Genomic DNA, 24399 nt, shown 5'->3' with positions numbered 1-24399 from the left:
CCCGAGCAAGCAATACCCCTTACGAGTGAGCCACCCCCTCAGGAGTGATCGAACGGGACACGGCCGCGCCGCTCCCCAAGCGCGCCTTGGACCAGCGCCGAAAATCGAACCTTCATGTGCCAGTTCGCCCATCCATCACCGTGACGGGTCGCTGATCAGCACCGTTCCTCCAGACATCCACGCGCGACCACGACCCGTCGGAGGAATCATGAATCCCGTCCCCATCCCCGCCACCCCTCGGTTCGCGTTCGAAAACCTCCCTGCCGACCGGCCGGAGGGCGGCGATGCTGTGGTTGACGGTTTCTTCGTCCGCGCATTCGACCCGTCCAGTCCGGCGCCGAGGTGGGGGGCATGACCGGTCGGCACGACATCCCTGCCGCGCCACGCGCATGGGCCGAGCGGCTCCTCGGCCCGCTCGACTCCGTACGCGATGCCTCTCGCGCCCGGCCGGGCTCCCGGATCTGGCAGCTCACCCGGTCCGACGGCGCCCGGTTCTTCCTCAAGCTCTCGCCCAGCGCGGTGTCTTTCACCCGGGAGACCTTCGCCTACCGGCACGCCGTACCGGCGCTCGGAGGCGGGCACGCGCCGCGGTTGGTGGAGAGCGACGCCGGACTTCTCGCCCTGCTGCTGACGGCGCTGCCGGGCATCCCCGTCTCGCGCCTGCGGCCGACGTCGGCCGAGCACCGCACGGCGCACCGGCAGGCCGGTGCCCTCCTGGCCCGCCTCCACGAGGTGGACCGGTGGACCGGCGAGACGTACGCCGAGGCCAGGGCCTCGCTCGGAGCGGCCGCGGACGGTGCCGAGCGATACCTCGGGCGAGGCGGCGGCCTGCTGTCCGCGCGGGAGGAGAAGCTCGTCCGTGACAGTGCGGAGGAGCTGCGGCTGGCCGATCCCGTGCCGTTCGCGTTCCTTCACGGAGACGTTCGGCCCCACAACCTCCTGTGGTCCGGCCGGCACACGGCGCTGATCGATTTCGGACGCTCGCGATTCGCGGCCGCGGTGCAGGACTTCACCGCCATGGCGTGCGGCACCTGGGCCGATCACCCCGACCGGCGGGCGGCCTTCTTCACCGGCTACGGGCGCCGGCTCACCGCCGAGGAACGGCGCGTGCTGCGGTGCCTGGCCGCCCTCGACGCCGCGAGCCGCCTGGCGTGGGGAGCACCCGACGCCACACACGGCCGCCGCACCCTCGAACGGCTGGCGAGCGGAGACTTCACGTGCTGACCGGCCGCGGCCCGGGCGCGGTGAATGTGATCGTGCTGCTCCAGCGGTGGAACGACGGCCGCGTCCTGGCCGTACGCCGCGACGCGTCCTGCGCACACGCGCCCGGCCTGCTCACGGCCGTGGGCGGGCACTTGGGCGACGGTGAATTCGCCGACCAGGCGACGCTGCGCAAGGCGTACGAGGAGGTGGGGGTCCGGGTCGCCCCGGCGGATCTGGAGTTCTGCCAGCTCGTGCACTACCTGGCCCCGTGCGGACGGCGGCGGATCGGCATGGCGTTCACCGCGCGGCGCTGGGAGGGCGAGCCGTACAACCGCGAGCCCACCCACACGGGCCTGTTCTGGGTGGACCCCGGCAACCCGCCGCCCGACTGCCACTCCTACACCCGGACCGTGCTGACGCACTTCGTCGCCGGATCCCTCTACGCGAACATCACCGCGCCCACCCGCCCCGCCATGGCCACCGACCCGGCCTGACGTTCCACCCGATCACACTCCTGGAGGCCACCATGCGCGACCCGTACGAATCCGCCCCGCCACGACCGGCTCCCGCCCGCGCCGCCTTATCCGATGCGGCGCTGTTGCCGCTCCGACGAGCGGGGAGGCACGCGTGAGCGGGACGACCGCGGGCGGGACGGTTCCCGGTCCTCGCCGCAAGCCGCTGTCCTTGCCCCCGGCCTCGGCCTCGGCGGCCCCCGAGGGCGAAGAGGTCGGCGACGAGCTGGCCGGCGCGTACTGGGCGCAGTGGGACGGTGAGGCCGCACGCACCAGCGTGTGGCGGATCCTCCGCCGGCTGCCCTCGATCAGCCGCCGCGTGCTGGGCATGGCGTACCGGGCCGACCCGCGGGCCACCGTCATGGTGGTGGTGCTTCAGCTGGGGTCGGCGCTGATGAGCGCGTTCGGGCTGCTGGCCTCCGTACGGGTCCTGTCGGCGCTCTTCACCCAGGGCGCGACCTCCGACCGCATCCACAACGCCCTGCCCTCACTCGCACTGGTCGCGGGGCTGATGGCGGCCCAGGGGGTCCTCGACTACGGGGTCGCGCGCGGCCAGGCCGCGCTGACCCCGAAGGTCCGGCGAGCGGTGGAGCAGGAGTTCCTGCGGCTGAACGCCCACGTGCGTCTCGAAGCGGTCGACGACGCCAACTGGTCCGACGAGGCCCACAAGGCCAACGACCGCGGCCTGTACTACATGCGCGAGGCCGTCCCCCAGCTGATCCAGCTCGCGCACGCCGTGCTGGCCCTGATCGGCTCCGCCGGTGTCCTGACCGTCCTGCACCCCGCGCTGCTCCCGCTGCTGGTGGTCTCCGTCATTCCGCAGGGGTACGCGGCGATCCGCTCGGCACGCCAGAAGTTCCTCTCCCACAGCCGCTACAGCACTCTCCAGCGCCGCATCAGGCTCTTCACCTGGCTGCTGCTCGACCGTGACTCCGCGCCGGAGGTGCGCTCCTCCACCGCGCAGCGGGCGCTGCTGGAGGAACACGAGCGCTTCGCCCGCAGGATCGAGGCGGAGGACACCCGCCTCGGGCGGGAGGAGGCCAACGTCTCGCTGGCCGGCAGGACGGTGGGCGGCCTGGCGGTCGGTGCGACCTATGCCGCGCTGGGGTGGATGACGGCCACCGGGTGGCTGCCGCTGGCGGCGGGCGGCGGCGCGTTCCTGGCGATCCGCTCCAGCCGCGGCACGCTCGTCAGCGTCGTGACCGCCATGCACATGGCCTACGAGCACGCCTTGTGGATCGACGATCTCGAAGCGCACCTGGAGCGGTGCCGCGGCCTCCAGCCGCACCGGACCGGCCGTCAGCTGCCCGACCACGTGAAGACCATCACCGTGGCGGACGTCCGGTACACCTACCCCGAGGCGGCCCGGCCCGCGCTGTGCGGGGTGTCGATGACACTGACGGCGGGCTCGACCGTGGCCTTCGTCGGGGCCAACGGCTCGGGCAAGTCCACGATGGCCAAGCTGCTGGCCGGGCTGTACGCGCCGACCGGCGGGACGATCCACTGGGACGAGGTCGAGGTCCGGGAGGTGGACGCCGAGAGCATCCAGACCCAGGTCGCCATGGTGCTCCAGGACCCGGTCGAATGGCCCCTCACGGCGCTGGCCAACGTCACGATCGGCGCGGGCACGATCACCGAGGCCGACCCGGCGCGGGCCCGGCAGGCGGTGGTCGAGTCGGGGGCGGACCGCGTCATCGCGGCCCTGCCGCAGCAGTGGGCCACCCCCTTGTCCAAGCGCTTCAAGGGCGGGCAGGAGCTCTCCGGGGGCAACTGGTCGAAGGTGGCCGTCGCGAGGGGCCTGTACCAGGACGGCTGCGTACTCGTACTGGACGAGCCGACGGCCAGCATGGACGCCCGCGCGGAACACGCCGTCTACAACGCCGTCCTCCACGGCCCGCGCCGCCCGGACCGCATCACCGTCCTGATCTCCCACCGCCTGAGCAGCGTGACGGACTGCGACCGCATTTACGTCTTCCGCGACGGCCGCGTCATCGAGTCCGGCGACCATCACACGCTCATGGCCCGGCGCTCCCCCACGGGTGAACCGGGCGAGTACGCCCAGATGTTCACCCTGCAGGCGGCCGCGTACCAAGCGGCGATGCCGCCCGGGGCGGGTCAGGCGGCGCGTGATCGTCAGCCCCATACCCGCCCGGCGGACTCCTGACACCACGCTCCGCCCTGATCGCCCTTGCCCAAGATGAGTGCGCGCCCAAGGGCAGGAAGTTGAACTGCCCATCATCTTCTGGTCATTCGCGATCAGGGAACCGACATGCGGGGACTGCGCACAGTAACCGTACTCGGCACCCGGGCCATGGCTTTCCGCCCTCCGGCCCGGGTGCCGGGACGGAGGCACGCGCGGTGGCCCCGGTTCCGCTCACCAGCGCTCCTTCGGCTTCCCGGCCCCCGGGCGGTGTCACCCCGCGTCCGGCGTACGGCACCCGTGCCGTACGCACTCCGGTAGCCCAGTGACGCACGTACACAGCTGCGGCAGGTGTCCGAGAAGGAACCACAGTGCTTCGTGGGCCACTTGTGGACGACTCTCCTCGACTGCCACCTTCATCTGCGCACACAAGACGGATCAGTCAGTCAGCCCACGCCCGTCAGCCGACGGCGCGGGTCCGGCTTGAGAGGAGTCGACGTGCTCAGAAACAAACTCGAATCCATGGGGAGCAAGCTGCTCGGCCTGTTCGTCCCCGAGGTGGACGCCTCGGCGTTGCAGATCAAGCAGTGCTGGCCGCAGTGCTGGCAGTGCAACAAGGCGTACGGCGGGCAGTGTGACTGCAACGCCTACTGCTGCAAGAACAGCGCCGGTGGCTTCGACTGCTCCGGCTGCCGCGGCTGCTGAATCGATTCGTGTCCACGCTGACCGTTCGGTGACGGCTCCCTCGTACGGGTACGTCGTCGCCGACGGCAGCCGACGGGCGGTCCCCTCCGGACAACACGGGGGCCGCTCCCGGCGCCGCGCCCCGCGCGCGGCGCCACCGACGCGGAGGAGCGCCGTGCAGTATTTCGTGATCGCGAGCCGCGCTCTGATCGGCGTGGTTTTCCTGGTTTCCTTCTGGAGCAAGGCGCGTGGGCGGGCCGCGTTCGCCGCCTTCGTGGATTCGGTCGCCGCCCTCGGCGTGGCACCGTCGGGGCCGACCGCCCCGGTGGCAGGAGCGGTGGTGGCAGCGGAGGGCGCGATCTGGGTGCTGCTCGTGACGCCGTCGGATGAGGCGACGGCCGCGGGACTGTCCCTGGCAGCCGTTCTGTTGAGCGCGTTTGCCGTCGTCATCGCCCGTTCGGTCCATCGGGGCGCGCGGACGTCCTGCCGCTGCTTCGGCGCGACGACGGTTCCGCTCGGCCCCCGGCACGTCGTACGCAACGTATTCCTGATCGCCGTCTGCGTGGGCGGCGCCCTCGCGGCGCTCGGGGGGACGGCGAAGGCCACGGCGGCGGGCGGTGCGGTGGCAGCGGTGGCCGGGCTGATCCTGGGCGCTCTGGTGACCCTGCTCGACGACCTGGCCGCGCTCTTCGCGCCGACCGGACCGCACGCGGACAGCGCGCCGAGGCGGCCGCAGGCACATGCACGACCACGCAAACACGCACGACCGCAGGCACATACGCAACTGACAAGGGGTGTCCATGCCGGTTCTGATCAGCGTCCTGGTCCTCGTGGGAGCACTGTGCACGCTGGATCTGATCCTCACCGTGGGCGTGGTCAAACGCCTGCGTGAACACGGTGAACTGCTGAGATCACAAGCGACCAACGGCCCGCGATCGTCCATCCAACTCGGCGAACAGGTGGGCGAGTTCACGGCACACACCGTGGACGGCGAACCGGTCAGCCGCGACATGATGACCGGCGAGACGCTGGTGGGCTTCTTCACACCGAACTGCGGGCCGTGCAAGGAGTTGCTGCCGAGGTTCGTGGAACACGCGCGGACGATGCCCGGCGGCCGGGCCCGGGTGCTCGCCACGGTGGTCGGCGAGGCCGAACAGATCAGGCCGATGATCGATGAACTGCGCGCGGTGGCACAGGTGGTGACTCAGGCGCGCAACGAGGAGGCCGTGGGTCTGGCATTCGAGATCATGGCGTTCCCCACCGTCCTCAAAGTCATGCCGGACACCGACGGCAGGGTCGTCGTCACCTCCGACTCGGCGCACCTGTCCCTGCCCGAGGTGCCGGTACGGGTGCCGTGAGTGACTCGCAGGAGACCTCCCGGGAGACGGCCGACCCCTCTTGCGCTCCCCCCGGCCGTCCGGCGCGGGCCGGGGCCGCGCTGCGGCGGATCGCCGCCGTCCTCGCGGTCACGGCCCGCGCCGCTCCCGGGACGGTGGCTCTCTACGCGACGCTGACGGTGGCCGTGGGCGCGGTGCCCGTGGCCACGGCGTGGCTGACGAAGTTCGTCCTCGACGACGTGATGCGCGGGATGACCGGGAGGCTGGTGGGGCTGGGCGCCGGGCTGGCCGGGCTGGGGCTCCTGGCGGTGGTGGCGGGCCAGGGCCTGCGGTTCGCGCAGGCGGAACTCGACCGCCGGGTGGGGCTGGTGATGAAGGACCGGCTGTTCGTCGCGGTCGACGGGTTCACCGGGCTGGGGCGGTTCGAGAACCCGCACTTCCTGGACCGGCTGCGGCTGGCCCAGCAGGCCGGTCACGAGGCCGCCACCCGGACCCTCGACAGCCTCCTGGGCACCGTCCGCACCGGGATCACTGTCGCCGGTTTCCTCGGCTCGCTCCTCCTGCTCACCCCGGTCATGACCGGGGTGGTCCTGGCCGCGGGGATTCCCGTGCTGTGGTCCGAGGTCGCGCTCGCGCGGCGGCGGGCGCGGATGCTGTGGGAGATCGGCCCCGTCGAGCGGCGCGAGTTCTTCTACACCGACCTCCTCTCCAGCGTGGAGGCCGCCAAGGAGATCCGGCTCTTCGGCATCGGCTCGCTGCTGCGCGACAGGATGCTCGCGCAGCGGCGCGCGGCCAACACGGCGAAGCGCGTCATGAACCTGCGCGAGACCGCCGTGCAGACGGGGCTGGGGCTGCTGGCCGCGCTCGTCTCCGGTGGCGGGCTGCTGTGGGCGGTGCTCGCCGCGCGCGACGGGGCGCTGTCGGTGGGCGACGTGACGATGTTCGTGGCCGCCGTCGCCGGAGTACAGGGAGCCCTCGTCTCACTCGCGGGGGACGCCGCGCAGGGACAGCACACGTTGCTGATGTTCGACCACTTCACGGCGGTGACGACGGCCGGGCCGGACCTCGCCGCACCGGAGCCGCCGGTCGACCTGCCGCGACTGCGCCGCGGAATCGAGTTCCGCGACGTGTGGTTCCGCTACTCGGCCGACCATCCATGGGTGCTGCGCGGCGTCAACCTGCACATCCCGCACGGCCGGGCACTCGCGCTCGTCGGGCTGAACGGTGCGGGCAAGTCCACGCTGGTGAAGCTGGTGTGCCGGTTCTACGACCCGACGCGGGGCGCGATCCTGTGGGACGGAGTGGACATCCGCGAGGTGGACCCGGCGGAGCTGCGGCGACGCGTGGGCGCCGTCTTCCAGGACTTCATGCAGTACGACATGACCGCGGCGGAGAACATCGCGCTCGGCGAACCGAGCACGCTGAGCGAACCGGACGACCGGTCACGGGAGCTGCTGCGCGAGGCCGCCGGACAAGCCCGGATCGACCAGGAGCTGATGGCGCTCCCCCGAGGCTACGACACCCTCCTCACCCGCATGTTCTTCATGGAAGCGGACAAGAACGACCCGGAGACGGGTGTGGTCCTCTCGGGTGGGCAGTGGCAGCGGCTGGCACTGGCGAGAGCCTTCCTGCGCGACGCCCGGGAGCGGCGCGAACTGATGATCCTCGACGAACCGTCGGCCGGACTGGACGCGGAAGCGGAGCACGAGATCCACGCCTCGCTGCGGGCCCACCGCGGCGGGCGCACCACCCTGCTGATCTCACACCGGCTCAGCGCGGTCCGGGAGGCGGACCTCATCGTCGTGCTCAAGGACGGGCAGATCGCCGAACGCGGGGACCACCACTCGCTGATGGCGGCGGGCGGCGCATACGCACGGCTCTTCACGCTCCAGGCCTCCGGCTACCAGCTGGGCGCCGACGCGTCCCGGACGACCGCGGAGGAGGTGGCCTGATGGCGGTACGGTCCTCCGGGCGCCGAACGGCGGCGCTGCGCTGGGGCCTGGGCATGGGCGTGCTCACCATCGTGGTGCTGAGGCGCACGCTGGTCGTGGTGACCGTACGGGGCGCCAGCATGGAGCCGGCGTTCCACGACGGGGAGCGGGTACTCGTCCGGCGCGGGGGACGATACGCGGTGGGACGGGTGATCGTGGTGGAACGAGTGGTGGAACAAGGCGGGGAGAGGGACATACGGCGGCGACCGGCGCCACCCACCGTGGAGGCCGCCGTACCCGCCGGACGGGAGTGGATCATCAAGCGCGTGGCGGCGGTCGCGGGTGACCCGCTCCCGCCCGGGGTCCCGGCGTCGTCCGCCTCGGACGGCGGACGTGTACCGCCCGGGGCGCTCGTGCTGATCGGCGACAACGCGCACAACAGTTACGACTCCAGGCAGGCCGGATTCTTCCCCACTGCCCGGGTCCTGGGCACGGTGCTGCGCACCCGGCGGGGCCATTAGGCTCGCGAGGTGACTGATCACGGCATTGAGTTCCCCGCTTTCCGGCTGCACGTGGTGCCAGCCGTCCTCGCCCTCGCGACTCCCGCCTGGCAGCGCGAAGTATGGCTGCGGCAGGAGGAGTTCGAGAACCTGGCCACGGCTCGCAGCTGCGCTGCATGAGCGGATGTTCACCCTGCAGGCGGCCGCGTACCAAGCGGCGATGCCGCCCGGAACGGGTGAGGACGGGTGAGACGGCCGACGACTTCGCGAGGGAGGAGAACCACGATGGGACACACCCGCCCCACCGAATGGGACGAGCACTATCGACAAGGGAAGTCCTTCCGCACCCTGTCCAGGGCCGAGCGGAACCTGCTGGATGCGGTCCGCGTCGCCGCCTTCTCCGGCGACCCGGTCGTGCGGGAACCGCACCTCATCCGGCGCTGGGAATGGCACGACCCCGCCGACCTGCCTTGTCTCGGCGCGGCGTTGTTCACCCCCAGTGCGCACGTCCTGGAGTCGGTCTGGCCCGGGCTCCTGCCAGGGCTGCCTCCCGTCCACCGCCATCCCGTCGCCCAGCCGCCCCGCTCGGATCCTTAGCGGGAAGGGGGACAGCTGACGGTTCCTCATATCGGTTTCCGGTCAGGTTGATGATGTGTCCCTTCCGTGATGATCAACCGCATCGGTTCCCACTAGGGTCACTTCAGCTCTGCAGCCCGGCGCCGCACGGTCATCGTGCGGCGCCTCGTGGATCCGTCGATTGGACCGGTGTGAAGTGAACATCAAGTATCGCCATGTGCTCGGTCGTTCATCGGTGGCGGTGGTCCGGAGCCGGCTCGCCGCGGCGGTGGGGGTGGTCGCGCTGCTGGTGGCCGCCCTCACCGGCACGGCTGCCGGCACGGCCAGTGCCGCCGCCCAGGCGTCCCCCGGGTGGGCCTGCCCCGGCACGCCCATACCGCCGGGTTACGTGGTCACCCTCCGCAATCCGAACGGGTGCAACGGTGCCGGCGCCTGGTTCAATCAGCCCGTGCGGGACGGGATCTGGACCTGCGCCACCTCGCCGATACCTCCCGGCTACGTGCTCACCCTCCACAATGCCACCGGCTGCAGTGGCATCGACTCCTGGTTCATGCAGCTGGCCCGCGACGGCCAGTGGACCTGTGCGGGCTCGCCGATCACCCCCGGCTATGTGAACACCGGCCACATCAACGCCGGCTGCGGCAACATCGGCTCGTGGTTCACGCAACTGGCCCGCGCCGGCGAGTACATGTGCCCCTACCAGCCCATTCCGGCCGGCTACCGCGCCGGCGCCTTCAACGCGAGCATGTGCGGCGGCCTCGGGGGCTGGCTCCTGCTCAAGGCCTGATCCGGTCGGATCCGCCGAAGGGGACCGCGCACCACGCGGTGCCCTCCGGCCGAGACCTTCAGCCGACCGTGAGGCTGCCGCGCCCTTCGATATAGCCCAGGCCTGCCGTGAAGCACCTCCTGACGTCGTTGGTGGGCACCGCCGTGCCCGAGAAGGGGCGGCCCGACATGAGGCCGGAGGTGGCCGTGCCGCTGAGGAAGGTGTCGACCGGTGTGTAGCCCTGGCCGCCGTGGGAGGCGGGCTGGAGCGTGGTCCGTCCGAGGGTGCGGCCCGTGCGGTTGGGGCCGGAGTACCAGGTGACGGTGCCGGTGCCCTGCACGCCGGTCGCTCCGGAGCAGGTCGCGAGGCCACTGCCGCCTAGCACCAGCCGGCCGGACTTGATCCGTGGCTGACGGCCGTTGGGCGAGGTGCAGTTGTCCAGGTCGACGGTGCCGTGGGCGGAGATGCGCCTGGGTACGTTGGAGACGGCGGGCGAGAAGGTGATCCGGCCGCCCGGTGCGGTCTGCAGGTGGCACTTGAGGGTGTCACCTGCCCGCACGGAAGCCCGTACCCGCGGCTGGGCGCGAGCGGTGGTGGTGCCGGTCACGAGCAGGACGAGAGTCGCTCCGGTCACTGCCAGCGCCTTGATGCCGCGGCGCACCCGGGCGGCTCCGGCGGTGTGGATGGTGTGAGCCCTGTCGGGCATGTGTCTTTTCCCTTGCCACTGAAGGTTCATGCGGTCGCTCGGTCGAGCGCGGGTGACGCAAGCTAGCCGAACCATCCACGACTTGCCACATTTGCCCCGCTTTAATAGCCCACACGGCCTACAAGCCATTTGCTCCAGTGGAGCACCTTTCGTCATGATCGCCCCGCCGACGAAAGGACCCGCACATGCGATGGCGCCGTTCCGTGCCCGATCCAACAGCCCGTCCGCGAAGGCATGGCGCGGGAGGGGGCCGGGTGGCCCGGTGGTCCGTCCGCCATCCGTGGTGGGTGCTGGCGACGGCACTGATGCTCGGCGCGCTGCTGGCCCTCGCCGCGGCCGGCTCCCCCGCCCGCTTGTCCAACGGCGGCTACATCGCGAACGGCACCGAGGCGACGCACGCCGAGAAGATCCTCAAAGACCGGTTCGACGCGGGCATTCCCGACCTCGTCCTGCACGTACGGGCCGACGCGCCCGTCACCGATCCCGCCGTGGACCGCGCGGGTCGCGAGCTCGCCCGAAAGGCCGCGGAGCAGCCCGGGGTGCGCCGGGTGCTGTCCTACTGGACCGTCGGCGACTCCCGGCTGCTGAGCAGGGACAGGCACGCCGCCCTCGTCACCGTCGACCTCGCCGGGGGTGAGCACGTGGCGGCCCGGCGTGCGGCGGCGCTGGTCCCGCGACTGACGGGCCGGCACGGTCCGCTCCGGGTCACGGCGACCGGCCCGGCCTGGGTGATGGCGCAGGCCACCGAGGTCAGCGGACGGGAGCTGCTCCAGGCCGAGTTGGTCGGTGCGCCGTTGGCCGTGCTGGTCCTGCTGTTCGCGTTCGGCTCGCTGACGGCCGCCCTGCTGCCCGCGGCTGTCGGGGGGCTCGCCGTGGCGGGCACGTTCGCGGTGCTGCGGCTGCTGACGGCGGTCATGCCCGTCTCGGCGTTCGCATCCAACATCACCACCGCGCTCGGCTTCGGACTGGCCATCGACTACGGCCTGTTCGTCGTCACGCGCTACCGGGAGGAGGTGACCACCGGCATCGGCACCGCGGAGGCCATCGCCCGCACGATGCGCACGGCGGGCCGGACGGTGATGTACTCCGCGGCCACGGTCGTCATCTGTCTGAGCACGCTGCTCCTCTTCCCGCTGGGTTTCCTGCGCTCCCTGGCCGTCGCGGGGATGAGCGTGGTGGCGCTGGCGGCGGCAACCACCGCGCTGGTCCTGCCCGCCCTGCTGTCCGTCATCGGGACCCGTATCGACCGGGGCGACCTGTTCGCGCCGCTGCGCCGGCCGCGGCGGGACGGCCATGTGTCACTGTGGCACCGCGCGGCCCGGGTCGCGACGGCTCGGCCGGTGCCGGTGGGCGGCTTGGCGGCCCTCTTCCTGGTGACGCTGGCGCTGCCCTTCGCCCATGTCCGCTTCGGTGTCGCCGACGAGCGCGTCCTGCCGGCTCGGGTGGAGTCGCACGCGACGGCCTCCAGGATCGAGCGCGAATTCGACCTGCCGTGGAACCGGACCCTGGCCGTGGTGCTGACCGACGTCGACGCCGTGAACCAGCAGGAGCAGCTGGACGCCTACGCGCGCCGGGTCTCCGCCCTCCCCTCGGTGGGCGAGGTCTCCACCGCGGGCGGTGTCTACGCGCGGGGCCGACTGACGGCGGGTCCCACAGTCGGCTCGCTCCTGTACATCACCCGCGGCGCGACCTGGCTGGCCGTGACCAGCAGCGGCTCCCCGTCCGGGGACGAGCGCCTGGTGGAGGAGCTGCGTGCGCTGCCCGCGCCGGGTCCACACCTGGTCTCCGGACGTCCCGCCCGGCTGCTGGACACGGAGAACGCGATCCTCCACGCCCTGCCATGGGCGGCGGCGATCGTCGTCGGCAGCGTCCTGCTGCTGTTGTTCCTCTTCACGGGTTCGGTGCTCATCCCGTTCAAGGCGGTGCTGATGGGGGCCCTGAGTCTGAGCGCGAGTTTCGGGGTCATGGTCCATGTCTTCCAGGACGGTCATCTCCGGGGCCTGTTCGGGAACTTCACGGTCACGGGCGAGCTGGACACCTCCATGCCGGTGCTGATCTTCGGTGCCGCCTTCGCGCTGTCGGTCGACTACGAGCTGTTCCTCATCTCGCGCATCCAGGAGGAGTACCGGATCTCGGGCGACCACCGGGCGTCCGTGGTCGCCGGAATCGCCCGCACGGGCAGGACGGTCACGGTCGCGGCGGCCATCCTCGCTGCCGCACTGTTCCCCCTGGTCGCCTCCGACATCGTCCTGCTCAAACTCTTCGGCTGCGGGCTGGCGTTGGCGGTCCTGGTCGACGCCACCGTCGTACGGGGTGTGCTCGTCCCCGCCTTCATGCGGCTGACCGGTCACGCCAACTGGTGGGCGCCCCGGCCCCTCGCCGCGCTGCACCGGCGCCTGTCCCCGGACCGGTGGCACCGGTCCGGGGACGGGGGCGTCGAGGGCGTGCCGGGCCCCCGGGACACCTCGCTCACACCGGTGACGTCGTCCGCTCCCCGGCCTGGGCACCTACCGCCACGGCCCCCTCGGTAGCAGCCGCTTCGCTCGTCCCGGTGCTGTCGGGGTTGCCCGCGAGGCCGAGGCGCAGCAGCACCAGGTGCGAGACGTCGGTGATGGTGCCGCCGCTGCGCAGGAGTTCCAGCGGTGGGATCTCGACGTCGAACCGCCTGCGCAGCAGGACCAGCGTCTCGGCGATCATGAGCGAGTCGAGTCCGTACTCGTCGAGCCGCCGGTTGTGGTCGAGGTCCTTGGGCTCCATGTGCAGGACCTCGGCCAGCAGCTGTGCCAGATTGTCGGCGACGGCCCGTACCGCCTCCTCGGGGGTCATGCCCGCCAGGGCTCGCAGGATCTCCTCCCGTGTGCGGTCCGCGTCGTCCATCCGCTCGGGGAGCAGCAGGGTGAAGCGGGGAGCTTCGAGGGCCGGGAGAAAGGCGCGCAGCCGGGCCCAGTTGTAGCGTCCGACGCCCGCCACGTCGGTGTCGCGGCCGAGCAGCCGGTCGGCGGCGGCGAAGGCCTCGCGGAGCGCGAGGGGTTCGATGCCGGCGGAGGTCAGGGGCTTGGTGAGTTCGTTGCGTGCGACATATCCCGTCTCCCCGATGGCGCCCCAGGCGACCGCCTGTCCGGCCGCTCCGTCGGCGCGGCGTCTGCGGACGAGGGCTTCCAGCCAGAGGTTGGCGGCCACGTAGTTGGACTGCCGGACGTTGCCCGGGAGCGTCGTGCCGGAGGAGTACATCAGGAACACCTCCAGTTCCCTGCCACCGAGGAGTTGGTCCAGCACCATGGCGCCGGCCATCTTCGGGATCAGGGTGGCCGAGAACCGCTCGTCGGTGAGCGTGGTCAGCAGGTCGTCCTCGAGGTGCATCGCACAGTGGACGACGCCGCGCACCGGGTGCCCGCCGGCGTCGATCTCGTCGATGACGCGTCGCATCGCGGAGAGGTCGGAGACATCGGCTGCGTACGCGGTGGCCCGCACGCCACGCTCGCCGAGCCGCGCCAGCAGGTCCGCTGCTTCGGGGGACTCCTCGCCCCGGCGGCTGACCAGGGCCAGGTGCCGTACGCCTCGCTCGGCGAGCCAGCCGGCCGTGGCGGCGCCGAAGCCGCTGAGGCCGCCGGTGACGAGGTAGGTGCCGTCGGGGTCGAGGTCCGGTGCCTGGGTGCGCTGCTCGACCCGCACCGGTTCGTCCAGCGGGTCGAGGGCGACGACGACCTTGCCGACGTGGCGGGAGTGCTGCATGAGCTGGAACGCCTCGGCCACCCGGGCGGCGGGGTACACGTGGTGGGGAAGCGGGCGGTAGGACCCGTTGCGTACGTGTTCGGTGACGTCGGCGAACAGCTTGGCGCCGGCGTGGGGGTCGAAGGCCAGTGCGGTGAGGTCGACGCCGAAGAAGGCGATGTTCTTGCGGAAGGGGCGCAGGAGGAGTGGTTTGTTCTCGTAGATGTCCCGCTTGCCCAGTTCGATGAAGCGGCCGCCGGGCCGCAGGAGTTCGAGGCTGCGGGTGATGGCCTCCCCCGCGAGGGAGTTGACGACGACGTCCACGCCGGCTCCGCCGGTGACGTCGATGACCTGGGTGGCGAAGTCCAGGCTGCGGGAGTCGAGGACGTGGTCGACCCCCAGGTGGCGGAGCAGTTCCCGCTTGGCCGGGGTGCCCGCGGTGGCGATCACGCGGGCGCCGTGCAGGCGGGCGTACTGGAGGACCGCGAGCCCGATGCCGCCCGCCCCGCCGTGCACCAGGACCGTCTCGCCCGCCGAGAGCCGGGCGAGGTGGTCGAGGCTGTAGTGGACGGTGGAGAAGACGACGGGCAGGGTCGCGGCTTCGGTGAAGCTCATCCCGTCGGGGATGTGGCCGACGGCCTGGGCTGCGGTGAGGGTGTGCGAGGCGAGGGAGGCGGGTGCCAGTGCGAACACCCGGTCGCCCGGGCGGTATCCGGTGACGTCGGGGCCGACGGAGGTGACGACCCCGGCGCATTCCAGACCGAGGCCGCTCTCGGTGCAGGTGCCTTCGATCGCCTCGGTCGGCAGGAGTCCGACCGCCTGCATCATGTCGCGGTAGTTCAGGGCGGCAGCCCGTACGGCGATCGCGACCTGGCCGGGTCCCGCTGTGACCGGTGCTTGTTCGGACCAGGCCAGTCGGTAGGACAGGCCGGGGGTGCGTACGTCGAGGGCGAACGTGTCCGGTCCGGTGGGCGTCACCATGCGGTGGTCGACGGGCAGGGCCATCTCGCGGGGTACGAACCTGCCGCCGCTCGATGTGATCACGACTTCGGTCTCGGTGTGGTCCGCGAGGAGTTCCCGGGTCAGCCGGTGCGCGTCGGTGGCCGTCTCCCCGCTGCGGTCGAGCGAGACGGCCCGGACGGTCAGCCGGGACTCCTCGTTGGCCAGGCTGCGGGCGATCCCCCAGACCGCGGCGTCCTGGGTGGCGGCGGCCCGCTCGGGGGCCGGGAGCGCGCCGCTGGGCCGGGTCACGACGGTCAGCGGCGCTCGCGCGTTCTCCGGCAGCCGCTCGCAGGCCGCCGAGACGGTGCGCAGGAGGGCCGCGCGCCGGGTGGTGAGCGCCACCAGGTCACCGGGGTCGCGCGGAGGTGTGTCACCCAGGACGAGGCAGAGGGCCGTGCCGTCGCCGAACCGCTCGGGCATCCAGTCGGCCGGATCCTCGCCCACCGGACGCGCCTGGGATTCCATGCCGTCGGCGCGCGGGAGGAGCCCGGCCACCGCCTCGGCGAGCGCCATTTCGCCGGGGGTCTCCGCGGCGACGACCCAGCGGGCCGACGGCGTGTCACCCGGGGGCGGGGAGGCGACGGTGCGATCGGGGGCGGCGGCGAGGATGACGGAGAAGCCGTCGCGACAAGGCGGGGCGTCGTCGCCGGTCTGCACGATGTCGGTGAATCCGCACCGTGTGAGCAGGTCCGGCCACCGGTGGGCGGGCAGCAGCAGCGAATCCGGCCGTTCCTCGTGGTCGGTGCGGTTCCAGAAGCTGTCCAGCGTGCCGAAGTACGGCGCGAGAAGGTACGGGTCGTGGGACTCGGCGGCCAGGAGCAGTCCGCCGGGGGCCAGCAGCGTGGCGACGCGGCGCAGTGCCGCGCCGAGGTCCTTGGCCGTGTGCAGGGCGTTGGCGGCGATGACGATGTCGAAGCCCGCCTCGGGCAGTCCCTGGCCGTCGGGGTCGGCGTCCAGGTCGAAGGGGCGGTAGGTCACGAAGTCGTATGCGGCGAAGCGCCGTTCGGCACGGGCCAGGAACACCGGTGAGATGTCGGTGTAGACGTACTGGGTGCGTTCGGCGGGGAGCAGTGGGAGGAGGGCGGCCGCCGCGCCACCGGTGCCGGCGCCCACTTCCAGGACGCGCAGTGGCCGGTCGGCGGGCCAGGCCCGTACCGCCTCGCGCAGGAATGTCTGCGCGAGACGGCTGTGGAAGCGGCTGATGACGGCGGTGTCGTAGAGCTGCTCGACGTCCGTGAGGCTGCCGTCCGACAGCAGGAGCTCCATGGGGTCGGTGCCGTCGCTGGTGAGGACGTCGCGCAGGCCGCGGACGGCGAGCCGGGTCTCCGTCGAACCACCCGGGAATTCCAGTACCAGCCGGCGCAGCAGTTCCTGGTCGGCGAAGGTCGTCCGGGTCAGTCTCAGCCGGTCGGCCGCCTCCCGTTCCAGCAGGCCGTGGCGGAGCATTTCCGGGATCATCGCTTCGAAGTAGGAGGTGCGTCGCGGGTCCATGCCTGCCGCGAGGAGGGTGGTGACGTCGAAGGGCGCGGAGGTGTCGGGAAGGAGCGCCGCGACGGCCGCGGCGTGCCGGTGGGCGCTCGCTTCCTTGAGCATCGCCACGAAACGCTCGTAGGGGTACTGGTGCCAGTCCTCGCGGAGCGCTGCCACCTGGTCGGCCGCGGCTGCCGCGATGTCCGAGGGGGTGACGGGTGGTTTGTCGGCCACCGGCTCCTGGGCGTGCGGCGCGGCGCGCAGCACGGTGTGGTGGGAGGTCAGCGGTGTGCGGTGACCGGCGGCCAGGCGCCGCTGCCGGCACCCTTGCAGTTCGGCGGTGACCGTTCCGTCCTCGTCGGTGACGACGATGTCCCAGCAGGCCTCGTTCGCCGTGGACGACCGCTGCCGCACATGGATCCATCCGGAGGCGGCCGGAGTGCGCCATACCCGGGCGGCTCCGATGGCGGCGGGCAGGTACACCTCGCCGTCGGCGACCGCGTCGGCGAGCAGCGGCGCACCTGCCTGGAGTGCTCCGTCCAGCAGGGCGGGGTGGGCTTCGTACTCCTCGGCGGGGGCGTCGTGCCGGTAGGCGGCCAGCACTTCGCCGTCGCCCGCGCGCAGTTCGCGCAGCACCTGGAAGGCGGGGCCGTACTGGAGACCGGCGCGCCCGACGGCCTCGTAGTGCTCCTCGCCGGTCACCACACGCGCGCAGCGCGAGTGGACGGCCGGGATGTCCAGGGGCGCGGGTGTCCGGCCGAGGAGGGTGCGGACCCTCGCCCGTACGTGGGGGCGTGGTTGGCGGGTCTGCGCGTCGGTGCTGGTGATCTCGACCAGCCCGTCGTCCGGGGTCATCGCCAACTGGACCCGTACGCTGCCGGCGTCCGCCCAGGGCACGACCAGGGGGCGGGCGATCTCCAGGCAGTCCACTTCCGTGGCCGCGCCGAGGGTGAGGCGCCCGGCCGACAGCGCCATTTCGATGTAGGCCGTGGCCGGGACGACGACCGAGCCGGCGAGTTTGTGGTCGACCAGCCAGGGCACCAGGGCCGGTTCGACGGCACCCTGCCAGGTCGGCAGCGGGGACGGCAGCCGCTCGCCCAGGAGCGGGTGTTCCAGGAGCCCGGAACCGCTGGTGCGCAGCCACATCTGCGGGGTGCCGTTCCAGTGGCGCTCCCGCTGCCATGGGTAGGCAGGCAGCTCGGTCACCCGGCCCCGCCGGGGGAAGTGCACGCTCCAGTCGAACCGGGCGCCCTGGGCCATGAGTGCCGCCACAGCCTGGCGCATGGCCGCGCGTGCGTCGATGCCGCGCCGCAGGGTGGGCGTCACCGCGATCGGCGTACGGGGCCGGGAGGCGGCGATCCGTCGCAGGTAGGAGCGGAGCACGGGGTGCGGCCCGATCTCCACGAGGACGTCCGCGCCGTCGTCGAGGGCGTGCTCGACGGCCGTCGCGAACCGGACGGGCTCGCGGACGTTGCGCCACCAGTAGTCGGCGTCCAGGCTCGTGCCGTCGACCGGTCCGCCGGTGACGGAGGAGATCATCGCGATGTGTGCCGGGCCGGGCCGCAGTCCGGTCAGCTCCTTGGCCAGGGGTTCCCGGATCGGATCCATCGCGGCGCTGTGGAAGGCGTAGTCCAGGTCGAGTTCCTTGCAGATCACTCCCTGCCGGGACATTTCCTCGGCGAAGTCCCTGACCTGTGCCGCGGGCCCTGCGACGGTCACGTCCCGAGCGCTGTTCACCGCCGCCACCTCCAACCCGGGGCGGGCGGCGAGGAGTTCCTCCGCGCGTGCCACCGGCAGGCCGACGGCGGCCATGCGGCCCATGTGGGCGGTGGCCGCCTGGGTCCGGCTGCGCACGGCGACGACCAGCGCGGCCTGCTCCAGGTCGAGGGCGCCGGCGACATGGGCGGCGGCGACCTCCCCGACGCTGTGGCCCAGCACGTTGTGCGGGACGACGCCCTGCTCCTGGAGCATCCGCGCCACGCCGACCTGCACGGCGAACAGCAGCGGCTGGGCGATCTCGGTGAGCTCCAGGCGCGCCCGGTCGGCGGGTACGGTGAGCTCCTCCGTGACCGACCAGCCCAGGTGGGGGGCGAGGGCCGCGTCGACGGCCGCGACGGCTTCCCTGAACGCCTCGCTGCTCGCGAGCAGTTCGGCTCCCATCCCCGCCCACTGCGAGCCGTTGCCGGAGAAGACGAACGCGACGCGTCCGTGGTCGACCGCCTGTGCGGTGGTGCCGACGGCCTCGTCGTCCCGCGGGGAGGGAATGGCCGGGGGCTCCGCCGCGCCCGCCTCTCCCCCGCCGGCGGGTGCGGCCTCACCGGCGAACCGGCGCAGCCGCTGGGCGGCGGTGCCGGCGGTGGCCAGCACCGCCGCCCGGTGCGGGTGCTTGCCGCGCCGCAGACACGTGGTGTACGCGATGTCGTAGAACTCCTGCGGCGTCGCGTCCGCCAGCCGGTCGGCCAGCCGGGTCGCGGCCTCCTCCAGCGCCTGCGCGGTACGCGCGGAGACGATCACCGGGAGCGTCTCGCCCTGCGCGGCGGGAGTTGCGGCAGGGGCGCTCTCCCGTGGCGGGGAGGGAAGCGCCGGGGAGGCGGTGACGACGACGTGGGCGTTGGAGCCCCCGAAGCCGAAGGAGTTCACTCCCACGACGGGGCGCTCGGCGCCGCTCAGCGGGCGGACCGTGTCGACGGGTGCGAGGTTGAGCGCCGTGAAATCGATGTCCGGGTTGGGCGGGGAGGCGTGCAGGGAGGGCGGGATCACCTTGTGCCGCAGTACCAGCAGGGCCTTGAGGAGGCCCGCCATGCCGGAAGCGGGCTCCAGGTGCCCGATGTTGGTCTTGACCGATCCGATCGGCAGCACCCCGCCGGTGCGGTGTCTGCCGATGGCCCGTCCGATGGCCCGGCACTCCAGCGGGTCACCGACCAGGGTGCCGGTGCCGTGCGCTTCGAGGTAGACCAGCTCGTCGGGGCCGACGCCCGCCTCGGCGTACACGGCGCGCAGCAGGTCCTCCTGCGCCTCCGCGTTGGGCAGCGCCAGGCCCATCGTCCGGCCGTCGCTGTTGGACGCGCTGCCCAGGATCACCCCGTGCACGCGGTCGCCGTCGGCCATGGCGTCCGTGAGCCGTTTGAGGACGACAAGGCCGCCTCCCTCCGCGCGCACGAACCCGTCGGCGTGGGCCGAGAAGGACGCGCACCTGCCGGTGGGCGAGAGCATCGCCGCCTGGGAGAACCCCACGTAGAGGTAGGGGCTGAGCAGAACGTTGACACCGGCGGAGAGCACGGAGCGGCTGGTGCCGTCCCGCAGGGTGCGGCACGCCCGGTCCAGCGCCACCAGGGACGAGGAGCAGGCGGTGTCCACCGCCATGCTCGGACCGCGCAGGTCGAAGAAGTGGGACAGCCGGTTCGCGGCGATCGAGGAGGCGGCCCCCGACATCGTGTACGCGTTGACCGACTCCGGCGCCGTCATCTGCAGACCGCCGTACGAGGTGTCCGAAACCCCCACGTACACCGCCGTGTCCGACCCCGCGAGCCGGTCCGGGGCGATACCGGCGTCGTCCAGCGCCTCGACGGCCAGCTCCATCAGCAGCCGGTGCTGGGGGTCCATCCGGGCCGCTTCCTTCGGCGCGATGCCGAAGTAGCCCGCGTCGAATCCGGCGACGTCGTCCAGGAATCCGCCCGCGGCCGTGTAGCTCTTCCCGGCGCGCGGCATCGAGGTGTCCACGAACCGGCGCGACTCGAAGCGGTCGGCCGGCACCTCGCCGATCACGTCGCGGCCCTGCTCCAACACCTCCCAGAGCCCGTCGAGATCCTTGATGCCTCCCGGAAAGCGGCATGCCACCCCGACCACCGCGATCGCCGGATCCAGAACCGCGGTCCTTTTATCACGCATGTACGAACAGCTTTCCTTTTGAGAGCCGAGGGGCGGGAACGCCCGACGGGCTGGGCAGGAGCGTGCCGCACGGCACGATGCGCGAGAACATAACTCATGCGGATATGTCGGTTGTGTTCATCCGCCGTGCCATTCGGGTAGCAAGCGTGGGAGTTTCCTGCCGTGTTCGCCGTGTTCGCCGTTCTCGCCGTTCTCGCCGTTCTCGCCGCCAAAGAGCCGAGGACGTGTCGGATCAGATCTGACCGGCGCCGAGCGCGTGTCCGATGAAGTAGACGGCCAGAGCGGCACCGGCGCCGACGAGGAGCTGACGCGCGCCCGAGCGCAGGGCCGTTCTGCCGTTGAGCAGTCCGAGGGTGGAGCCGACGGCGAACAGGGCGGTGGCGGCCAGGGCGATCGCGACGACAAGTGCGGCGGTGCCGGAGCCGAACAGGTAGGGAAGGACGACCACGACCGCGCCGAGGGCGAAGGCGATGAGGCTGGAGAACGCCGCCGACCAGGGCGAGCCGAGTTCGTCGGGGTCGAGCCCGAGCTCCTCGCGGGCCATGGTGTCCAGGGCGGTGTCGCTGTTCTTCATGATGGTCGCGGCGACGCGCTGCGCCTCGTCACCGTCCAGCCCCTTGGCCCGGTAGATCAACGCGAGCTCCTCGGCCTCGGCCTCGGGGTCGTCGCGCAGTTCCTCGGCCTCGAGGGCGATCTCCCGTTCGTAGGCTTCCCGTTGACTGCGCATGGAGATGTACTCGCCGGCGGCCATGGAGAACGCGCCGGCGAGCAGCCCGGCGACTCCGGCGAACAGGATGGTCGTGCCCGCCGCTCCGGAGCCGGCGAATCCCATGACCAGGGAGCCGTTGGAGACCAGGCCGTCGTTGACGCCGAACACGGCGGCGCGCAGCGCGCCGGAGCGGTCGCTGCGGTGCCAGCGCTCGCGCCGGGCGATCGCCCGGCCGCCTTCGCCGGTGTCACCCTGCGACTCGTCACGCAGCCGGGTCAGCACGCGGGCGTGCGAGCGCTCGTCGGCGGCCATCCCCGGCGCGGCCTCGGGGTCGCCCTCGTACAGCCCGGCGTCGGAGTGCTCGGCGCGCTCCAGGAACGGCAGGACCTCGTCGACGGAGAACCGGCGGGCCAGCCAGGAAAGCAGCTTGGTGCGCGGCCCCGGCCGGCAGGGCCCGGGGACGCGGGCACCGAGGGCGGTGAGCTTGTCCTCCCAGTGGGCGGCGTGCCGTTCCTCCACCGAGGCCAGCTCCAGGAAGATCCGCTGCTGTTCCCCGGCGGCGCTCTCCGCGAGCCCCCGGTACAGCGCCGCGCTCCGCCGTTCGGAGCCGAGCAGTTCCCGGTACCGCGCGGCCGCCCGCCGGGTTGCGCGGGCGTCACGGTCATGCGTGTCGGTGTTCATCGCCTGGCCCATCGTGAGCCGCCCCCACATTTGGACAATATGCAATATACCGCCCATCGCCTACGAGCATGCTGCCCGCATACGGGTTGTACTCGCGGGTCACCGTTCGTTATCGAGGAGAGGGGCGGACACTCCCGTATCCGCCCCGTGCTCCGGCTCGTTCAGCGGAACATGACCCACAAACCGCGCCGCCGGCGACTCGCCCTCCTGCTGTCCGCACTGCTGCTCGCCGGAGGCGGGGCGGTCACCGCCCGCGCCGACGCGCCGCCTGTCGACGGCTATGTCGCCCTCGGCGACTCCTACTCCTCCGGCCTCGGCGCCGGCCACTACGACGACGGCAGCGGAGAGTGCAAGCGCAGCTCCAGCTCCTACCCGGCGCTGTGGGCGGCGGCCCATCGGGGCAGGAAGTTCGCGTTCACGGCCTGTTCCGGGGCCACCACCAAAGACGTCGTCGCGAGTCAGCTGCGGCCGCTCGACAGACGCACCGCGCTCATCAGCATCACCGCCGGCGCCAACGACGCGGGGTTCGGCGAGGTGATGGAGACCTGCGCGCTCGGCGGAGAGAACGCGTGCCAGACGCGGGTCGCCGAGGCGCGTACGTACATCCAGCGCACCCTCCCCCACGACTTGGACGCGATGTACGGCGCCATCAGGGGAAAGGCTCCCGCCGCCCGCGTCGTCGTCCTCGGCTACCCGCGGCTCTTCGCGCGGCACGGCAGCTGTCTGCTCGGCATGAGCGAGACGAGGCGGGCCGCCATCGACGAGGCCGCCGATGTGCTGGACGCGGTCATGGCCAAGCGGGCCGCCGGTCACGGCTTCGCGTTCGCGGATGTCAGGGGGCGCTTCACCGGGCACGAGATCTGTTCCGAGGCGCCTTGGATCCGTTCCGCCACTTTCCCTGTCGGCGAGTCGTACCACCCCACGGCTGTCGGTCATGCACAGGGTTATCTTCCGGCGTTCACCGGGACCGCCCGCATGTGAGCGAGGCGGCCGGTGTCGTCCTGTTCAGCCGGTCGGTTTGACGCAAGTCCGGTCGTTCGCAGGGAGTTCACCCGTGGCCAGATAGGAGTTGACCTGCGCGTCCACGCAGGTGTTGCCGTAGTAACCGTAGACACCGTGCTGATTGGCGCCCTTCAGGGTGATGAGCCTGGAGCTGGGCAGCATGCCGTGCAGGGCGACCGCGCCCGTGTAGGGGGTGCGCGGGTCGCCCGTGGCGGACACGATCAGTGCCGGGGCGTCGTGCCGCACCTGTGTGGGCTCCTCGCGCGGACGGTCCCAGAAGGCGCACGGGCCGATGTTGTTGGTCAGCGGGCCGAACAGCGGGTGGGCGGCCCGGCTGCGCTCGATGTCGCGCCAGTACTGCTCGGGGTCACGCGGGGCAGCGACGTCCCCGCACAGGATGGCCGTCTGCACACTGCCGAAGTGCGAATTCCTGCCGGTCACGTTCGCTTGCAGCAGCTCCTTGAACTCCGCCGAGAGCCGGGTCGGGCGGCCCTGCGCCGCCTTGGCCAACACGGACATCTGCTCACCGAAGACCGCCCGTGCGGCATCGGTGTCCTCCGCGATCCCGCTGAAGATCAGGGTCGGCACCTGGGAGTCGTCGAGCCGGAAGACATCGGGGGCGGTGCCGAGGGTCAGCCCGCGCGCGGACCTCTCGACAACGCGGTCGACGGTGGCGAGCACCTGGGCGCGGGTGCGGCCGAGGCCGTAGGTGTCGTGCCGCTTCGCCGCCCAGGCCGCCCAGCCGGCGAGCGCCTGTTCGTTCTCCGGCTCGGCGCCGCGCATCAGCCGGGGGTTGTAACGGCGCGGGTCGATCGTCCCGTCGAGGACCACCCGGTCGTAGCGCCCGGGGAACATCTGGGTGTAGACGGTACCCAGGTAAGTGCCGTACGAGTAGCCCAGATAGGAGAGCTTCCGCGCGCCGAGCGCGGCCCTGATGACGTCCATGTCGCGGGCCGTGTTGCGCGTGCTGACGTACGGCAGCACGGAGGCGTTCGTGGCACGGCACTTCGCGGCCAGGTCCTTGTGCAGGGCGACCTGCCGGTCGAAGCCGGCCCGGTCGGGGCCGGCCGAGAAGATGGAGTGGCCTACGGGCCAGTGGCAGTCGAGCGGGGTGCTGCGGCCGACGAAGCGCGGATCCATGCCGATGATGTCGTAGCGCGCGCCGACGCCCTTCATCGACTTGCGGACGACCGGCGGGCCGTCGAGTCCGAGCCCGCCGGGGCCGCCGAAGTTGGCCAACAGCGGGCCCACGCGATGACGGGTGTCGGTGGCCTTGAGCCGGGATATCGCGACGGTGATAGTACGGCCTCCGGGGTCGGCGTAGTCGAGCGGCACGGTCACGTCCGCGCACTGTGCGCCGGCCTTCTCCAGGCCGCGGCCCATGGTGTCGTCGGGGCCCTTGACGCAGCTGCCCCAGTCCAGGCGCTGCCGGTGGTAACGGTCGAGACCGGCCCCGGGTGTCGCCGCGGCGGGTGCGGTCACGGGGGCGGCGAAGGCCTCGGGGGCCGCGGCGAGACAGGCGGCAAGGGCGAGGCCCATGGCCGAGGCGCGGTGTCGTCGGCGCCTTCCCGAAGAGGCTGT

At 72.0% G+C, this 24399-nt stretch carries 17 protein-coding genes; 13 read left to right on the top strand and 4 right to left on the bottom strand.

The genetic code is table 11. From position 1 onward, the window contains the following. Window positions 1–351: 351 nt before the first annotated feature. The 11 genes from ABD269_RS16380 (at window position 352) to ABD269_RS16330 (ending at window position 9670) form a co-directional block, all read left to right on the top strand. The gene (locus ABD269_RS16380) at window positions 352–1224 is read left to right on the top strand and encodes a phosphotransferase enzyme family protein (protein WP_344118515.1); all 873 of its coding nucleotides are present in this window, start codon (window positions 352–354) and stop codon (window positions 1222–1224) included. Further along, window positions 1218–1697, top strand: coding sequence for an NUDIX domain-containing protein (locus ABD269_RS16375; RefSeq protein WP_344118514.1), 480 nt, complete (start codon window positions 1218–1220; stop codon window positions 1695–1697). Before ABD269_RS16380 ends, ABD269_RS16375 begins: the two co-directional genes overlap by 7 nt. A gap of 133 nt (window positions 1698–1830) precedes the next feature. After that, entirely contained in the window at window positions 1831–3879 is a 2049-nt protein-coding gene (locus ABD269_RS16370; protein ID WP_344118513.1) for an ABC transporter ATP-binding protein, read from the top strand. Window positions 3880–4353: 474 nt separating this feature from the next. Further along, on the top strand, window positions 4354–4560 hold the full coding sequence (locus tag ABD269_RS16365) for a hypothetical protein (protein ID WP_344118511.1): 207 nt from the start codon (window positions 4354–4356) through the stop codon (window positions 4558–4560). A 154-nt stretch (window positions 4561–4714) separates the two neighbouring features. Next, window positions 4715–5431, top strand: coding sequence for a MauE/DoxX family redox-associated membrane protein (locus ABD269_RS16360; protein ID WP_344118510.1), 717 nt, complete (start codon window positions 4715–4717; stop codon window positions 5429–5431). Beyond that, a complete protein-coding gene (locus tag ABD269_RS16355) occupies window positions 5340–5897 on the top strand; it encodes a thioredoxin domain-containing protein (RefSeq protein ID WP_344118509.1) in 558 nt (185 codons plus the stop codon). Before ABD269_RS16360 ends, ABD269_RS16355 begins: the two co-directional genes overlap by 92 nt. Beyond that, complete coding sequence (locus tag ABD269_RS16350; protein ID WP_344118508.1) at window positions 5894–7828, top strand: ABC transporter ATP-binding protein; 1935 nt, start codon at window positions 5894–5896, stop codon at window positions 7826–7828. The genes ABD269_RS16355 and ABD269_RS16350 overlap by 4 nt, the downstream gene beginning before the upstream one ends. Further along, a complete protein-coding gene (locus ABD269_RS16345; RefSeq protein ID WP_344118507.1) occupies window positions 7828–8328 on the top strand; it encodes a S26 family signal peptidase in 501 nt (166 codons plus the stop codon). The genes ABD269_RS16350 and ABD269_RS16345 overlap by 1 nt, the downstream gene beginning before the upstream one ends. Window positions 8329–8337: 9 nt before the next feature. Continuing rightward, window positions 8338–8487 (top strand): hypothetical protein, encoded by a 150-nt coding sequence (locus tag ABD269_RS16340; RefSeq protein WP_344118506.1) that lies wholly within the window; start codon window positions 8338–8340, stop codon window positions 8485–8487. Window positions 8488–8592: 105 nt separating this feature from the next. Beyond that, entirely contained in the window at window positions 8593–8904 is a 312-nt protein-coding gene (locus ABD269_RS16335; protein ID WP_344118505.1) for an NUDIX hydrolase, read from the top strand. Window positions 8905–9079: 175 nt separating this feature from the next. After that, a complete protein-coding gene (locus ABD269_RS16330; protein WP_344118504.1) occupies window positions 9080–9670 on the top strand; it encodes a hypothetical protein in 591 nt (196 codons plus the stop codon). 58 nt (window positions 9671–9728) lie between these two features. On the opposite strand, the gene ABD269_RS16325 is transcribed toward ABD269_RS16330, so the two are convergent. After that, entirely contained in the window at window positions 9729–10355 is a 627-nt protein-coding gene (locus tag ABD269_RS16325) for a hypothetical protein (RefSeq protein ID WP_344118503.1), read from the bottom strand. 254 nt (window positions 10356–10609) lie between these two features. On the opposite strand from ABD269_RS16325, the gene ABD269_RS16320 reads away from it, so the two are divergent. Beyond that, window positions 10610–12886, top strand: a complete 2277-nt coding sequence (locus ABD269_RS16320; RefSeq protein WP_344118502.1) for an MMPL family transporter — start codon at window positions 10610–10612, stop codon at window positions 12884–12886. Here ABD269_RS16320 and ABD269_RS16315 read toward each other — a convergent pair. Together ABD269_RS16315 and ABD269_RS16310 are read right to left on the bottom strand one after the other, a co-directional pair. Then, on the bottom strand, window positions 12825–20426 hold the full coding sequence (locus ABD269_RS16315; RefSeq protein WP_344118501.1) for an SDR family NAD(P)-dependent oxidoreductase: 7602 nt from the start codon (window positions 20424–20426) through the stop codon (window positions 12825–12827). The genes ABD269_RS16320 and ABD269_RS16315 overlap by 62 nt on opposite strands. Window positions 20427–20658: 232 nt before the next feature. Next, the gene (locus ABD269_RS16310) at window positions 20659–21816 is read right to left on the bottom strand and encodes a VIT1/CCC1 transporter family protein (RefSeq protein WP_344118500.1); all 1158 of its coding nucleotides are present in this window, start codon (window positions 21814–21816) and stop codon (window positions 20659–20661) included. A gap of 171 nt (window positions 21817–21987) precedes the next feature. Here ABD269_RS16310 and ABD269_RS16305 point away from each other — a divergent pair, with 171 nt between their 5' ends. After that, complete coding sequence (locus ABD269_RS16305) at window positions 21988–22797, top strand: SGNH/GDSL hydrolase family protein (protein WP_344118499.1); 810 nt, start codon at window positions 21988–21990, stop codon at window positions 22795–22797. Between the two features lie 24 nt (window positions 22798–22821). Here the strand turns inward: ABD269_RS16305 and ABD269_RS16300 are convergent, their stop codons facing one another. Further along, on the bottom strand, window positions 22822–24357 hold the full coding sequence (locus ABD269_RS16300; RefSeq protein ID WP_344118498.1) for an alpha/beta hydrolase: 1536 nt from the start codon (window positions 24355–24357) through the stop codon (window positions 22822–22824). Window positions 24358–24399 lie beyond the last annotated feature (42 nt).

This window comes from Streptomyces blastmyceticus, from assembly GCF_039521185.1.
Taxonomy (GTDB): Bacteria; Actinomycetota; Actinomycetes; order Streptomycetales; family Streptomycetaceae; genus Streptomyces; species Streptomyces blastmyceticus.
This window is presented reverse-complemented; position numbering and strand designations above follow the sequence as displayed.